Raw genomic sequence first — 16,061 nt, forward strand, 5'->3', positions numbered from 1 at the left:
CTGTTTGAAGATTTCTCCCTTTCGGTTGTACGCACATAAGATGCTTTAATTTTATAACTTAATAACGCTATTCCGTTGCAATGAACAGGTTGATTATGGTCAGATATCACCATGATTGACCTGTTTTTTGTTATGTTCGCTTTCTTACGGTTTATTCAAATTTACTCGCAACTGTAGATTACCCTGTGGCGATAGTGAGGGAGAGGAAGACGCTATCGTACCTTTAAAGAAGGATAGCGCGATAACTATAGTAAAGGTGAAATGCAAAGAATAGGACTTTGACCGCAACTTAACAGACACTTGCAACGACGATTACGATGCAGAAAAGAAATCTGGTGACGACCAGTCAACATATACAGGTAAGGTAACTAATTTGTTCTTCGATCACGTTTTGTGCGATGGATTTTTAACGGCAAGAGGCTCAAACTACCATAGACAGTCTCGAGGGATAACGATTTCCTGCTCTCCATACTCACTGACTACCGTTTTCCGACTCTTTCCGTGGAGACTGTTTGATGTGAGCTTCACCCTGACTTCATGCTTGCCATAGCCCAAATGAGTATCCATTTCGGCTTCTAACATCTCCTGAATCGTTTTGGTAAATAGATCCTTTAAGGCATTCTGCTCATTATTTGCAGAAACCAAATTACTGTCCTTGATAAACTCCCGCAATTGTTGTTTTGTCCAAAGTCACATGTGTTTCCCCAACCCTTCTATTATTTTCATTTTAAGTACTTCGAAGAATTTCTAACAATGTTAATTGAATAATATAAAGTATCAGATACAAGAATCAATCCTATGGGGGCTATAACAGAACGCTATAGCGTTCAGTTAAACAGGTTGATTATAGGGAGCTACCAATATAATCAACCTGTTTTTTTGCTATCTACTTATTCTTACATCAGTGATTAGAATCAAAAAAATAAAAGAAAGGATTTAGAGTAAAATAATGGGAGGTTAAGCCGATATATAGGTTAAGTGTGCGCTTCAAATACTTAAGTTTTTAAAGATCAAGTAGTACATAAAGACCTGAGGGGTCGTATGAAGTAGTGCATTGGATGGTCTAAGCGTAAGAACTGGAGGTCATAAATGGCATTGGACAAAATAATATTTAAAGAAGATGAAGTCGAACGCCTGCAGACAAAAATCAGACAGGTAAGCCAAGATACCAACCGGCTGTACTTGCAGCTGAGAGGTCAGACCAATAACTGGGGTGGTATTCCGCTGGGTTCAGATTTGATACGAGCTCAGACACTTATCAATGAACTGACGGTAGAAGCTGAAAAGCTTGAAGATATTATTCGTCTTGCAGTAAAAGGTGTTCAAGGTGCACAGGATGAGAATAAGAGGCAGGCTAATCAACTTTTTCAGCAGCTTGGTACTCTTGGAGGGATGTTCGGAAAACTTGGGGGAGGCAGTGCAAATGGACAGTTTCCGATCCCGACGTATGCCCAGAAGATGGTCACGAAACTGATCACCTCGATTGCTGCTTTAATGGGACGGGATGAGTTGAATAGCGATCCTTTGGTGCAGAAACTCCAAACAACGGTTAAGAATTCCGGACTGGGAACGATCGACTCTATTGCAGCCCAAAGTAAGCTGAAGGATATCTACCAGGCACGGGATCAAATCGCAAAAGCGCAGACCGCATATAAAGTATATCAAACGTTTGGAAACAAGACTCAAATGGACGCAATGCATAAGCTGGCGGAAGACGCACGCCAAAAGCTGAAATACCTAGGCATAGACGAAGTCCATTACCAAGCAGGTAAGGATCTAAGTGGGTATTTCAAGAAACCAGCGGTTAAGGCGTGTGATTATGATCCGTCGATTACTACCAGCAGCGTACCATTAGTTCAGAATGAATCGTATCTGCTGATGCTCCGAATGGCGATGGAACCAGGAGATCAGGGAGCCTGGGCTAAGCGCCAACTCGTAGGGGAACGACTGAATATTCCGCCGATGGAGCTTCCAGATGGGACACCGATTACCGCATATAACAATGAAAATGAGATAACACTCAACTATTTTAATGCGCATGTATTAAAACCTAACGAAACCAATTCGTTATCGGCATATTATTTGTGGTTGGAATCAACCTACGGAATGACCGAATGGCGGAAAAAAGTGTTACAAGCGGATGCGGTTACGCGGGCATTTGTAGGATCTCTTATCGAGGAAACCGTTATGGGTGTTGTGGATACAGTGACGTTTACATTCCATTTTGTCATAGACCCGGAGAAGACGACACAGGAAATGGCAGATACAGCATCTTATCTCATGCAACATCCAGAAGTATTGGCAGAAGCAGCGAAGAAGATGTATCATAACTTTAATGAGGGAACGCCTGAGGAAAAGGCTTCCATGCTGGGTGCAGCGGCTTCTGTATTGGTACCGGGGCTATCTGTGACTAAGGGTACAAAGGTAGGAAAAGTGGTCGATGGGGTACAAGATTTTGCCGCCAAAGCGATGGAAGGCGTGAAAGACCTTAATAAAGTCATTCAGAATTCCGGTCACTTGGCTGAACTCCCGAAATTCAAGCCATTTTTAAGCACGCCAGAAGGTGTGCCTTTCAGTGTAGGAAAAATCCCCATGGATTCGAATCCACTGCCCAAAACATTTGTACAGGAGCATTATTTAAAAGAGATGAATGGGTTTGGGGATGTGAAAGGTGGTAAGATTGAGGGGACGGGTAAAGGTAAGGCATCTGCTGTCATATTAGGAAATGGGAAATCACTTGATGATATGGCTAATATGTATGCTGATAATGTAAAATCAAATAAGAAATGGTCTTGGCTAAAAAGTGTTCCAGATGGAGATAAATTATCAATTAAGGAAAAGAAAGCTATCAAGGACGCTGCTATATCTCAAGGATTAATACCAAAAGTTAATGTGACAAAAGTTGAGGGAATGAAATTTGGCTTTGCAGATTTTAAAGGTGCAGGTGTAGTTCATGAATCTGTAGAACTACCAGACAAACTGTGGAAGGCTTCAGATGCAGAGCAATTTAAGTGGCTTGATGAAATGATAGGTGGAAATAGACCAGGAATGACATGGCATCACACTGAAATTCCAGGTAAAATGGAATTAGTTGAAACTGGTATACATGATATTGTGCCTCATAATGGAGGAAGAACTACAGGTATGTGGGCAGATGCTCCACGATAATGTGAGAGGAGAGCGAGTATGAATATAAAAGAAGATACAATTGTTTATCCTTTACCAATAGATTCATTATTGGATAAAGAAGAGAGCATGTGGAGAGTTAAATTACCGATAGAATATAAGGTGCTTTTAAAAAAATACAATGGAGGAGTTCCAGAATATCGCTCGTTTTTAATAAACCAACGTTCATATGCAATAGATAGGTTTCTTTGTGTTCTTGAAGAAACAGATAGTAATGATTTCGGTATATATGATATTGATGTAACATTAACTCGTATTGAAGATAGATTAACTGAAAATGAAGATTTAGTAGGAGTAGAATTACTCCCAATTGCTATATTATTTTCAGGAGATTATCTATGCTTAGACTTTAAGGTTTCTAATGAGATTCCGGCTGTTTGTGTATGGGATCATGAAGAATCAGGTGAATTAGAACCGGTTACGTATTTAGTAAGTGAAAGTTTTGAAGAGTTCCTAGAAATGTTGACGGAGTAAGGCATAATGGTTAGGATATTTCTAAGTTCTTTTCAGGGGCTACCCAGTGCCGAATGAATTCTTTTTTTAACCAGTAACATACTTAACCCTTGTAATACCACAATAAAGATTTCTTCAATTCGCTTGTACGCACAGCACAGTAATGCTAGAAAAGTATAACCTAGTTATCGCTAAAGCGTTAGACAAAACAGGTCGATTATGGTCAGATACCACCATGATTGACCTGTTTTTTGTTATGTTCGCTTTCTTGCGGTTTATTCAAATTTACTCGCAACTGTAGATTACCCTGTGGTGATAGTGAGAGAGAGGAAGACGGAATCGCACCTTTCAAGATGGATAGCACGACAACTATAGTAAAGGTGAAATGCAAAGAATAGGACTTTGTCCGTAACTTAACGAACACATGTAACGATGATTACGATGCAGGAAAGAAGTATGGTGACGACCAGTCAACATATACAGGTAAGGTAACTAATTTGTTCTTCGATCACGTTTTGTGCGATGGATGCTTTTTAACGACAAAAGGCTCAAACTACCATAGACAGTCTCGAGGGATAACGATTTCCTGCTCTACTCACTGACTAACGTTTTCCGACTCCTTCCGTTGAGACTATTTGGTGTGAGCTTCGCCCTGAATTCATGCTTGCCATAGCCTAAATGACTTCTAACATCTCCTGAATCGTTTCTTTAAATAGATCCTTTAAGGCATTCTGCTCATTATTTGCAGAAACCAAATTACTCTCCTTGATAAACTCCCGCACTTGTTGTTTTGTCAAAGTCACATGTGTTTCCCCAACCCTTCTATTATTTTCATTTTAAGTTCTTCGAAGAATTTCTAACAATATTAATTGAATAATATAAAGCATCAGATACAAGAATTAATCCTATGCGTTCTGTAAAACAGGTTGATTATAGGGAGCTACCACTATAATCAACCTGTTTTTTTGCTGTCTACTTATTCTTATAGCAGTGATTAGAATCAAAAAAATAAAAGAAAGGATTTAGAGTAAAATAATGGGAGGTTAAGCCGATATATAGGTTAGGTGTGCGCTCCAATACTTAAGTTTTTAAAGATGAAGTAGTACATAAAGACCTGAGGGGTCGAAGGAAGTAGTGCATTGGATGGTCTAAGTGTAAGAACTGGAGGTCATAAATGGCATTGGACAAAATGGTATTTAAAGAAGATGAAGTCGAACGCCTGCAGACAAAAATCAAACTGGTAAGCCAGGATACCAACCGGTTGTACTTGCAACTGAGAGGTCAGACCAATAACTGGGGTGGTATTCCGCTGGGTTCAGATTTGATACGAGCTCAGACGCTTATCAATGAACTGACGGTAGAAGCTGAAAAGCTTGAAGATATTATTCGTCTTGCAGTAAAAGGTGTTCAAGGCGCACAGGATGAGAACAAGAGGCAGGCTAATCAACTTTTTCAGCAATTTGGTACTCTTGGAGGGATGTTCGGAAAACTTGGGGGAGGCAGTGCAAGTGGACAGTTTCCGATCCCAACGTATGCCCAGAAGATGGTCACGAAACTGATCACCTCGGTTGCTGCTCTAATGGGACGGGATGAGTTGAATAGCGATCCTTTGGTGCAGAAACTCCAAACAACGGTTAAGAATTCCGGATTGGGAACGATCGACTCCATTACAGCCCAAAGTAAGCTGAAGGATATCTACCAGGCACGGGATCAAATCGCAAAAGCGCAGACCGCATATAAAGTATATCAAGCGTTTGGAAACAAGATCCAAATGGACGCAATGCATAAGCTGGCGGAAGACGCACGCCAAAAGCTGAAATATCTAGGCATAGACGAAGTCCATTACCAAGCAGGTAAGGATCTAAGCGGTTATTTCAAGAAACCAGTGGTTAAGGCGTGTGATTATGATCCGTCGATTACCACCAGCAGCGTACCATTAATTCAGAATGAATCGTATCTGCTGATGCTCCGAATGGCGATGAAACCAGGAGATCAGGGAGCCTGGGCTAAGCGCCAACTAGTAGGGGAACGACTGAATATTCCGCCGATGGAGCTTCCAGATGGGACACCGATTACCGCATATAACAATAATAATGAGATAACACTCAACTATTTTAAGGCGCATGTATTAAAACCTAACGAAACCAATTCAATACTGGCGTATTATTCATGGTTGGAATCAACCTACGGAATGACCGAATGGCGGAAAAAAGTGGTACAAGCGGATACGGTTACGCGCGCATTTATGGGATCTCTTATCGAGGAAACCGTTATGGGTGTAGTGGATACGGTGACATTTACATTCCATTTTGTCGTAGACCCGGAGAAGACGACACAGGAAATGGCAGATACAGCATCTTATATCATGCAACATCCAGAAGTATTGGCAGAAGCAGCGAAGAAGATGTATCATAACTTTAATGAGGGAACGCCTGAGGAAAAGGCTTCCATGCTGGGTGCAGCGGCTTCTGTATTGGTACCGGGGCTATCTGTGACTAAGGGTACAAAGGTAGGAAAAGTGGTCGATGGGGTACAAGATTTTGCCGCCAAAGCGATGGAAGGCGTGAAAGACCTTAATAAAGTCATTCAGAATTCCGGTCACTTGGCTGAACTCCCGAAATTCAAGCCATTTTTAAGCACGCCAGAAGGTGTGCCTTTCAGTGTAGGAAAAATCCCCATGGATTCGAATCCACTGCCCAAAACATTTGTACAGGAGCATTATTTAAAAGAGATGAATGGGTTTGGGGATGTGAAAGGTGGTAAGATTGAGGGGACGGGACATCCTAATGGAACTCCAAACCCTACACATAATGCTAATGGAGATAGAATTGATAATGTTGATGTTCCAAAAGTAAAAGAACCTTCTTCTGTCTCTGAGTTTATGAGGCAGGAGGATTTGGCGTTTGATATGTATGGGACATTTAAAAAACTGAAAAATGATACGAGCGACATTACTAGGAATACAGGTTGGAAGGAATCTGATATTCAACAAATTAAGGATCATTTGTTATTTGAAAAGCACAAATTTGATAGTGGAGAAATTAAATCATTTGATCCGAACTATCAACAGGCTTTGGCCTGGGAACGATTAATGAAAGGTAATTATAACAAAAACGATATTTTATTTCTCAATCATGAATTATTTGAATCCAAATATATGAAAAAATATGGGGTAACTTATGAAAAAGCACATGCAGAAGCGCAAAAGAAGTATAATTGGTCAGATAGCGTATATGAATGATTAGGGAGGTGGAATTTTGGCTACTTATGTTCTGTTAGTTAAGGAAGAAGAGACTAAAGATTTTGTAGTGTATAAATTTGGTCCGGATGAAGATTCATTAGGGAAGATAAAGCTAAGTAAATCAGATGGGGAATGTGAGGAAATCGAAAATGTTCCGGGTTCAACTACAAATTTCTATTATTTACGTGCAGCTTCAAAATTAATTAGAATCTTAAAAGAGAGTAACGGTGTTTTTCCAGATAGAACGTCCTATGCTTCTTAAGAATCTGTAGATAACTTGCATAAGCTACTTTACAACCCTAACAACAAGATCGTACAATACAACCAACAAACCAAACACTAAACAATTCAAACACTTGATAAACTTTCAAAAGCTCTTTCCAACTTGAATCAAGACTAGGAATGAGCTTTTTTTGCATGTCCAAAATCAAAGGATGAAGAAACGAATGGAAAAACATGAACAGTTTGATAGGTATAACTTAATTTAACTAAAGCATTACATAAACAGGTCGATTATGGTCAGATACCACCATGATTGACCTGTTTTTTGTTATTTTCGCTCTCTTGCGGTTTTTTCACATTTACTCGTAAATGTAGATTACTCTGTAGCGGTAGTGAGGGAGAGAAAGACAGAATCACACCTTTCAAGATGGATAGCACGACAACTATAGTAATGTTGTTATGCAAAGAGTAGCACTTTGTCCGTAACATAACGGACACTTGCAACGATGATGACGGTGCAGGAAAGAAATCTGGTGGCAACGAGTCAACATATACAGGTAAGGTAACTAATTACAATTCCGAGGACTTGACTGAATTCCCGAAATTCAAGCCGTTTTTAAGCACGCCAGAAGGTGTGCCTTTCAGTGTAGGGAAGATCCCCATGGATTCGAACCCACTGCCCAAAACATTTGTGCAGGAGCATTATTTAAATGAGATGAATGGGTTTGGGGATGCCAAAGGTGGTAAGATTGAGGGGACGGGTAAAGGTCAGTTAGGGTACACAGGAGGAAGAACTCAAAAGGAACTGGACGATTTAGCAGGCGACCCTTCATATGGTGGTGAGATTAGGGATCAAGGTTTGAAAGAAAGAGAGATAGGAATAGATTTGGAACAACAAGGTAAACTAGGGAAAATAGTACGTGACCCACAAGGAAATGGTGGAGCGGAATTTATTGATACAACAAATAACGTTAAATGGGACGTTAAAAGTTTCGTATCTTATCCAAATGGTCATACTTCACCCAAAAAAGGCGCATTCACAGTAAATAACGGGATGAAGGCAATTAATAAAGAACTAGATAAAAGTTACAATGTAATTCTGGATAAAAGAGACATGATTACTGAACATGTTGAACAGTTAAAAGAGGCAATAGAGAAAGCTGGAATATCAGATAGGATTATTTGGTATCCATAGGAGGGTTAGGTATGACAACTGATATAAAAGAAATTATGATTCGATTAGAATCACACCGTCTTTGGATCGAAACTATTGGAGAACAAGGCGAGAAACTAGGTATAGATGAAATTGATTTGCAAAATGTAGATATGTCACAATATCCATTAGACCAAGCATATATTACAGCTTGTATCTTTGATGGAATGAACTTAAATCACAAAGATTTCTCTTCATCTTTACTAAGTTCATCAACTTTTATATCTACAAATTTAGAAGGGGCAGACTTTTGTAAATCTAATGTCTCGTATGTGAACTTCACAAATGCCAATGTAAAAGCTGCTAGACTTGCTGATAGTGAATGTATTGAGACGGTGTTTGTTCAAGCTGATTTATCAGATGCTAATTTAGTAGCTGGTCTTTTTGATGAGACGGATTTTCGCAATGCAATATTATTTAATGCTGATGTGCGGTTAGCTACGTTTGAAAGAGTATTGCTAAAAGGAGCTAAATTAACTGGGGTTCGTGGGCTAGAAGAGGCTTTTATAAAAAGCATCAATATTGGGACGCCAGAACAACCCAATATTCTAGCAGGTGAAGAAGCTAGAAAATGGTTAGAAGATAATAAGTAGACCCTTTACATCAGTAGAAAGTAGGTCGTATAATACAACCAACAAACCAAACACTTGATAAACACTTTCAAAGCTCTTTCCAACTTGTTTTATGAGTAGGAATGAGCTTTTTTTGCATGCCCAAATTCAAAGGAGAAAAAGGGAAATGGCGAAACAGGCACAAAAATTAGAGGAAACATTGGGTTTGATTGCCCAGGCACAAGCAGAGTATCAGGCAATCGTAGAGTAAGTGAGAGGTTACTGAATTGAGGATGTGTACAAGCCAGTAAAGAGGATACGGTTAGCCGAGTTGCTGCATCATCCACCACAGCAGAACAAGCAATACTTTGCAGCGGTAGTGACGGATTGGGGCAGCCTTTCAAAGAAGCGAGCAGAACAAGCGCGAAGGTTAAGAGACGGGGAGCAAACCTAAAGGGAATTATGGAGAAGGAGATTCCCGTGGAATAAAGAAACAAAATGAAACATCCGATGTATTGGCTGATAATGGCTATGACAATAAGATGTTAGATGAAATTGATGGTGGAAATGGTCACGGCATTGCAGACGGGTCGAATCCAGATTTTGTAATCGAAGGAAATGTATTTGATTGTTATGGAGCAAGACTAGATGGAAAGGTACAAAGTATAAAAAGAAATAGCAGGAAAGACGAAGAAACATTCTGTAAGAATTGTTTTGAACATAGACAACTTTCCTAATGAAAAAGTTACCGAAATTATCGAAGCAATTTTAAGAAAAGCAACTCCGAATGGAGATTTAAAAAGACTAGAAGAATTAATTGTAGTGAAGGATGGAAAGATTACAAGAGTATTTGGAGGTTAGAAGTGAGATGGACTTTACGTTATTCTTAGTCTCAAATCTGGATAAGGAAGCACTTATAAGAACAATTTATGACATAGTATGCAATACAGTTGAAGATAAAGTAACTAACTACGGAGATTTTTCTTGTCTTAGCTGTAAATACTTCACACTTGATATTGAAACAGAAGATATTATTAGTATTGATTTTTTAAGAGAAGAATATATAATGGAAATTAATGTATAAATTGGAATTAAATTATTTGGGGAATTATTCGAGGAAGGATTAGAAGTGTTGTTTAAAATTTTCGGTAATATTTTATTGGATTTTAATCCTGACATGGTGTTTGTGGAAAATGGTACAGATCAAATATTCAGAAAAGAAAATGCTACTGTAATCATAAATACTAAGTTAGCTCAATACCAGAAAAAGTATCTATCAAACAAAATAATCACTTTACTACGATTTCCTTATATTTTTCAAGAGTTACCAAACTAAAAGCATGCTACTTAAATATAGAATAAGCCGCCCCGATAGAGATCTTGGAAAGTTAAGGAAAGAGATTGCACCTTCTAGGATGCATAGCCCGACCATTAATATTGTCATGACTTATCTGCAAATTGTCCGCAACAAGACTAAGAAGCAAGCCCTCATATGCGTTGTGAGAAGGCGTGTAAACATCATCTACAGCATGATGAAGCACAAGACAGAATATCGGGCGGCGAGTCCTCTAACAGAACTTCTACCAAGCTGATTTAATGGTGGTAATTAGTGAAATGTTATCAACATTCCTTTAGTGGATTTTAAGATTACTACTTAGGGGACGGGTAAGATTGATGACATTCCACCTGCCTTCAAGCAAAATGAATTTTCCAGTGCATATGAATCTAGATATAATTAAACACCTGCACTTGAGAATCCAAAGGTTGGTTTTGAAGGACAAAGAGGAGAATGTATCTTAAAACCACCTCCTGATCCAGAGTTGAAGAAAATATTAGACGGAGCTGGCATTGACGGTATAAATTATAAGAATGCTGTACCTGATTTTTCGCCTGTAGCAAAAGCAGAATTGGAAATCGATCATATGTTAGGTGGAACTGGAAATAGAGGCGCAGATGCTAGAAGGGCTAATTTTAAGCAAGCAGATAATAAAATTGGCTGAACAACTTAATAACTCGCCTGAGCTGGCTAATCAATTTGGGCTGAGCTCAGGAAAAATTAAAGCAGGAGACATCGCAGATATTCGTGAAGAACTGAAGTTGACATGGCACGAATTGAACGATGGGAAAACGATGCAACTTGTGCCATCAGAAATTAATAGCAAATTTGGACATCTAGGTGGTGTAGGAGAGATAGACGCAGGTGCATTTGCACCGGGAGAATTTGCAAACAATTAGAAAGGAGCTTTTTCAAAATGAAAATTAATGATGCAGTTTTCGGTGAACTTGAATATAATTATGGGTGGGTTAGGTACACTACCATTGAGTTTTGTGAAACAGAAGCCAATATTGCTTTGATGGTAGACGGAGACGACGATGGTGAATTTAGTGAAAAACAGTATGCTTCATATCATTCTTTAATAGAAGACTGGGGGCATCTTCAACAAAGTATTTTACAACCAATTTTAGATTATTACCAACAAAAACGGTTTGAGCTTGGATATGATGTTTCATACAATGAGAATTACCCCATAATTGATACCGTCGACGAACTTCTAAAAAATATCAGGCTAGTAGGTATATATGTACCTTCTGCGAGACGCTTTGAAGGCAGATATATCGGACTAACGTTTGAATGTATATGGGACGCGGAAAATGGGGTTGGTATGCGTCTAATAGATGAAGAAGTCGCTAAGGTAGGATACCAAGATGTTGCCATTTAAAGTTTTATAAGGTTTGCTATCTACTGTAACCATATAAAATTTTTCTGAGTATTTATAAAGAATTACCTGCTAAATTAGAGGTTGTTGACCTTGAGGGGCTTTACGCCTTTCAAGGTTTCTTTTTGGTTGAGCTACCCAGTGCGAATTCTTATTAAACCAGTAACACGCTTTACCCATGTAATACCCATATAAAGATTTAGTCATTTCGTTTGTACGCACAATAATATTTGAAAGCTGTATGACAGGCTTTATATAAATACCGACGTACTACCTTTTAAATCTAGTGGAATCGGAACGTTAAGTGCGAATAATCGTGTCTCAGGTAAGGCGATCATAGCCCATGAAATTGTTGGATACTATGAGGCGTACGTAAATGGAAAAGCGTTTAATCTTTATGATGTTGATCCTGCAACATATGCAAGACATTCTGCTTTAAATGAAGCGCAGGCTAGCATCAAGGCGGCTAGATTTGCTCCGAGTTTAACATTAACTGAAAGAATGACGTTACTTAGGGATGCAATCACACGATTGAAAAACGGTGGTTTTCATATTCGAGACGTGAAGGATGAATTATACATTCAAAGTAGATGAAAAGGAAGGTATCAAATGCAAAAGTTAATGGATGTTGGAGATGTGTTTGAATCCAAAGAATATGGGACTATTATAGTTGGAATTAACCCTGTTCACTCATCATTTAACGAGATCGGGGACAAGATTTTTGTTAGGACACCTGAAGACCAAGAGTTAGAATTGGAAGTTGTTTCATTTCAAGTTTCTAACTCATCTATTAATAAAAAAATGGTAGGCATATGTCTTGGTAAATCAATTAGACCCACAGATATACCATTAGGATCGGTGGTATATTCTTTTTCTTAGATTCATAATATCTTGATTATTAAATTAGAATTTAAATAATCATGGTATTAGTTTTAAGGTTGTTAGTAAAGCTACCCAGTGCCGATCGAACCCAACATTTAACCAGTAGCACACTTAACTGATGTAATACCGCTACAAGATTTCTTGATTTCTTTTTGTACGCAATTTAATGCTTGAACGGTATAACATAATTATCGCTAAAGCGTTACATAAAACAGGTCGATTATGGTCAAATACCACCATATGAATGACCTGTTTTTTGATACCTTCGTTTCTTGAGTTTTTTCAATTTTCTCGCAACTGTAGAATATCCTACAGTGATTATGATGATCGTGAACAGTGGAAATGGCGAAAGGAGCATTTAATCCAGACGAAGCATGGTCAGCGGATCATTGGCTCAACAGTCAGGGAATGGTAATGTTGTTGTATGGTCCAGTAGAAAAATCTTTGCTTCCTACAGGAGGCGCAGTTCTAAAGCCTCCAAAAGGGTTAGATTCTGTAAAAGGTTTTGAGGTACAAAAACCGTTGCCGGCATTTAGCACAAATGAAGGTTTTCAATTCAAGATAAATAATCTAGATATAGATACCCCGGCACTTCCACAGACCCCGATGCAAATCAATTTTAAGAATGAAATGGACCGGATATTAAGAGTGAAGATGGAGGGGAAAAGTGACAGTAATCATTCAATAAAGGACATGGAATTGAAGGCGGTTGAGGGGACGAGTGAAGGTAAACGGGCCTCAGGTAAGGATGAGTATGGCCCATATTATGATGAAGCAAAAAAATTGCATGAATCCAACCCTGATTGGTATCCTAACACTGATGAATCTATAGTAGTTAAAGGTGAAGAATTGAAGCAAGCACGAGCAGACTATGAAGCATTAGTCAGAAGGGGAGAGCTTGAAAAAGGCCATCATGTTCAAGGCTTATCGTTTGGAGGAGAAAATGTAGATTCAAATATAAAAATTACAGGAGAATCAACTATCCGACGAGAAAAGCTTGAAGACTTGGATTTGGATTTTTATCATGAAATGGGTTATGGTAAAGAAAATGCTAAGGTATTGAAAATATTTCAAAATAAAAATGGTATTATTTTATTCGGAAATAATCCTACTCATACAGAGGTCACAGTGTTCCAAAATAAAATTTTAAAATGGCTTCGGGATAATGGCAAGAGATAACGAATTGAGGGTAGGTGAAAAGACATGGGCAATATTATGAATAGTATTTGGTTTGGAGAGAAATCAACTAAAAATATTTCAGATATTAAAGATTGTATTTTACAATCTGATACAGAAACGAAAGTTATATTAAATTTAATTGAACTCTTTAAGATAGGAGATTTTACACAAAAACCACTATTAATTCAATTAATGAATCAAACAAAAGATGATGCTGTATTAAATTTATGTATTAGAATTTTTTTCTCAATCTCTACACACGATGATTTAAGAAATTCTAATAACTTTCATTTATTGAATGAAGCGACAGAAGAAACGGTGAATACATTTGCGTCAGCGGCTACTACTTCACTCTCCCTTGATATAATTCCTTACTTGTTGGCCTTACTTGAAGATTGGGATGAGATTAGTGATACTTCACTAATCCTCAGAGATTCAATTGATTCTTTTATAAACTATGAAGAGCATTTAGGTGAATATGTATCTGTAGATGAGATTGGCAAATATTATGTGAATATCAGTCAAGAGTACGATGTAGATAGTTATTATTTTAATAAAAAGTTAGCATTCCCTGGGGACTTGGCGAAAAGATTGATGGAAAGGGTTTTGATAGCGGCGAATAATGAAGAACCGCTAAGAATGGAGTTAATACCGTCTGTTTTATCTATTTGGACTGGTGTGAAAGTACCTGCTGAGTACAACACAGTAATAAATGCAAATAATTATAAAGATTTTATCAATTATATTAATGTACTTTCAAGTAAGAACTGGGAAAAGGGTCAAAAGTATTTTTACGGACACAAGTTATAATTTTTATTAATGGTGGTAACCGGAATATCAGGTTACCACTTTTTTTATTTCTCAATATCAAGAAACTACTTAGGGGACGGGTGAATCTAGTGACATTTATAAACATCAACAGTATAAGCAATCACTTCTTAAAGAAGATGTTTTATCTAACTCCGATGTCATCATTAAAGGCGAGGATTTATGAGATGATAAGGCTCGAAGGATATTAACTAGTGACGGTAGTAAAATAGAAGATTGGGCTAAAATGACATCAAAGCAACAGTATGAAACTCCGTATGGAAAGGGAGAAGTTCATTTTTATCAAAATCAGAAAACAGGAGGAATTAGCCCGTTTGATATAAAATTGAAGGATCCAAACCTAAGAATCTCAGAGCAAATGAAAACGACCTATTCTGGATAATTGAATTGGATGTCGATTTTAATATTAAAGGAGTAAGATAAATGAGAGTACGTCTTAAAGAGGATTTAGAGAAAAAAGAGAATCTATCAATAAATAAAAAATATATGGTTTATTCTGTGGAAACAAGCAAAAACGGCGAGGAACTATATAGATTGGAAAATGATATAAAACAAGTTGTGCCTTATTCAATCTCTTTATTTGACATTGTATCCGAGAAAGTAAATTCTGATTGGATATTGTGGAACAAGCCCAATAATAGTTCAGCTTTATTACCGAAGCAATTTGCTTATCTAAGTTTTTGGGAAGATTATTATACTGATGAACTAGAGGCTTTAAAAATATTTAATTTGGTTAAGGAACAGCTATTTCAAGAAGAATTAGATGAGAATGAGATGCGTGAGATTTTTGAACTAGAGAACGAGGATGAGATTACATTCGTTCTTAATGTTCTTTTTAAGACAAAAGACAATAGATTTATTAATCAAGTAATTCAATATGTAAAAACAAAATTGGAAGATAATTATGCAATAGACAATACTACACTACTTGCATTTCAATATCTGAGTCTATTCAAACAAAGTGAAGTAGAAGATTATTTCATTTATTATTTGACTAACATTGAGTTAGGAAACGACCAATTAACTGCGGTAGTAAATGAATATTTTAGTTAAAGAAGTAAATGACATGAATGGTGGTTAGGTCTTGCTTTTTGTCTTCGTGCAATTATTATTGTGGGGGCTACCCAGTGCCGAATGAACCCATCATTCAACCAATAACACAAATAACCCATGTAATACCCGTATGAAGATTTCGTCATTTTGTGTGTACTCACATCAATTGCTTTAATTTTTTAATCTGAATATCGCTATTCCGTTACATATAACAGGTCGATTATGGTCAGATACCACCATGATTGACCTGTTTTTTGTTATGTTCGCTTTCTTGCGGTTTATTCAAATTTACTCGCAACTGTAGATTACCTTGTAGCGATAGTGAGGGAGAGGAAGACAGAATCGCACCTTTCAAGATGGATAGCACGACAACCATAGTAAAGGTGAAATGCAAAGAATAGGACTTTGTCCGCAACTTAACGAACACTTGCAACGATGTTTAGGGTGTACGAAAGCAATCTGGTGACGACCAGTCAACATGTACAGGTAAGGTAACTAATTTGTTCTTCGATCCCGTTTTGTGCGATGGATACTTC

Annotated in this window: 16 protein-coding genes and 2 pseudogenes; 16 read left to right on the forward strand and 2 right to left on the reverse strand. The window is 37.8% G+C overall.

Annotated features, from left to right (window positions below; genetic code table 11):
• Nucleotides 1-438 precede the first annotated feature (438 nt).
• Nucleotides 439-672 (reverse strand): annotated as a pseudogene (locus MKX35_RS30845) (transposase); the annotation flags it as partial.
• A gap of 417 nt (nt 673-1,089) precedes the next feature.
• Here MKX35_RS30845 and MKX35_RS30850 point away from each other — a divergent pair.
• Complete coding sequence (locus MKX35_RS30850; protein ID WP_341044532.1) at nt 1,090-3,168, forward strand: HNH endonuclease signature motif containing protein; 2,079 nt, start codon at nt 1,090-1,092, stop codon at nt 3,166-3,168.
• 18 nt (nt 3,169-3,186) lie between these two features.
• Complete coding sequence (locus MKX35_RS30855; RefSeq protein WP_076287114.1) at nt 3,187-3,660, forward strand: SMI1/KNR4 family protein; 474 nt, start codon at nt 3,187-3,189, stop codon at nt 3,658-3,660.
• Between the two features lie 653 nt (nt 3,661-4,313).
• On the opposite strand, the gene MKX35_RS30860 is transcribed toward MKX35_RS30855, so the two are convergent.
• The gene (locus MKX35_RS30860) at nt 4,314-4,436 is read right to left on the reverse strand and encodes a hypothetical protein (protein ID WP_341044533.1); all 123 of its coding nucleotides are present in this window, start codon (nt 4,434-4,436) and stop codon (nt 4,314-4,316) included.
• Between the two features lie 377 nt (nt 4,437-4,813).
• On the opposite strand from MKX35_RS30860, the gene MKX35_RS30865 reads away from it, so the two are divergent.
• From MKX35_RS30865 to MKX35_RS30930, 14 genes and pseudogenes are all read left to right on the forward strand, one after another.
• A complete protein-coding gene (locus MKX35_RS30865) occupies nt 4,814-6,880 on the forward strand; it encodes a hypothetical protein (RefSeq protein WP_341044534.1) in 2,067 nt (688 codons plus the stop codon).
• 16 nt (nt 6,881-6,896) lie between these two features.
• Nucleotides 6,897-7,142 carry a hypothetical protein gene (locus MKX35_RS30870; RefSeq protein ID WP_076287045.1) on the forward strand — a complete coding sequence of 82 codons (246 nt, stop codon included), beginning with the start codon at nt 6,897-6,899 and terminating at the stop codon, nt 7,140-7,142.
• Nucleotides 7,143-7,688: 546 nt separating this feature from the next.
• Nucleotides 7,689-8,297, forward strand: a complete 609-nt coding sequence (locus tag MKX35_RS30875) for a hypothetical protein (protein ID WP_341044535.1) — start codon at nt 7,689-7,691, stop codon at nt 8,295-8,297.
• Nucleotides 8,298-8,308: 11 nt separating this feature from the next.
• Nucleotides 8,309-8,908, forward strand: a complete 600-nt coding sequence (locus MKX35_RS30880; RefSeq protein WP_076287043.1) for a pentapeptide repeat-containing protein — start codon at nt 8,309-8,311, stop codon at nt 8,906-8,908.
• 253 nt (nt 8,909-9,161) lie between these two features.
• Nucleotides 9,162-9,320 (forward strand): hypothetical protein, encoded by a 159-nt coding sequence (locus tag MKX35_RS30885; RefSeq protein WP_341044536.1) that lies wholly within the window; start codon nt 9,162-9,164, stop codon nt 9,318-9,320.
• Nucleotides 9,321-9,381: 61 nt separating this feature from the next.
• Entirely contained in the window at nt 9,382-9,603 is a 222-nt protein-coding gene (locus tag MKX35_RS30890) for a hypothetical protein (RefSeq protein ID WP_076287042.1), read from the forward strand.
• Entirely contained in the window at nt 9,581-9,727 is a 147-nt protein-coding gene (locus MKX35_RS30895) for a hypothetical protein (RefSeq protein ID WP_256716444.1), read from the forward strand. The genes MKX35_RS30890 and MKX35_RS30895 overlap by 23 nt, the downstream gene beginning before the upstream one ends.
• Nucleotides 9,696-9,950, forward strand: a complete 255-nt coding sequence (locus MKX35_RS30900) for a hypothetical protein (RefSeq protein WP_143759606.1) — start codon at nt 9,696-9,698, stop codon at nt 9,948-9,950. Before MKX35_RS30895 ends, MKX35_RS30900 begins: the two co-directional genes overlap by 32 nt.
• 586 nt (nt 9,951-10,536) lie before the next feature.
• Nucleotides 10,537-11,101, forward strand: a pseudogene (locus MKX35_RS30905) (HNH endonuclease).
• 17 nt (nt 11,102-11,118) lie between these two features.
• Nucleotides 11,119-11,586, forward strand: coding sequence for a DUF6985 domain-containing protein (locus tag MKX35_RS30910; RefSeq protein ID WP_076287039.1), 468 nt, complete (start codon nt 11,119-11,121; stop codon nt 11,584-11,586).
• 606 nt (nt 11,587-12,192) lie between these two features.
• Nucleotides 12,193-12,462, forward strand: a complete 270-nt coding sequence (locus MKX35_RS30915; RefSeq protein WP_076287038.1) for a hypothetical protein — start codon at nt 12,193-12,195, stop codon at nt 12,460-12,462.
• Nucleotides 12,463-12,807: 345 nt separating this feature from the next.
• Entirely contained in the window at nt 12,808-13,644 is an 837-nt protein-coding gene (locus tag MKX35_RS30920) for a hypothetical protein (RefSeq protein WP_256716445.1), read from the forward strand.
• Between the two features lie 24 nt (nt 13,645-13,668).
• Nucleotides 13,669-14,454, forward strand: coding sequence for an Imm47 family immunity protein (gene imm47, locus MKX35_RS30925; RefSeq protein ID WP_076301141.1), 786 nt, complete (start codon nt 13,669-13,671; stop codon nt 14,452-14,454).
• 441 nt (nt 14,455-14,895) lie between these two features.
• Nucleotides 14,896-15,525, forward strand: coding sequence for a hypothetical protein (locus tag MKX35_RS30930; RefSeq protein WP_076287036.1), 630 nt, complete (start codon nt 14,896-14,898; stop codon nt 15,523-15,525).
• Nucleotides 15,526-16,061 lie beyond the last annotated feature (536 nt).

The organism is Paenibacillus sp. FSL R5-0923 (assembly GCF_038009145.1).
Lineage (GTDB): Bacteria > Bacillota > Bacilli > Paenibacillales > Paenibacillaceae > Paenibacillus_AQ.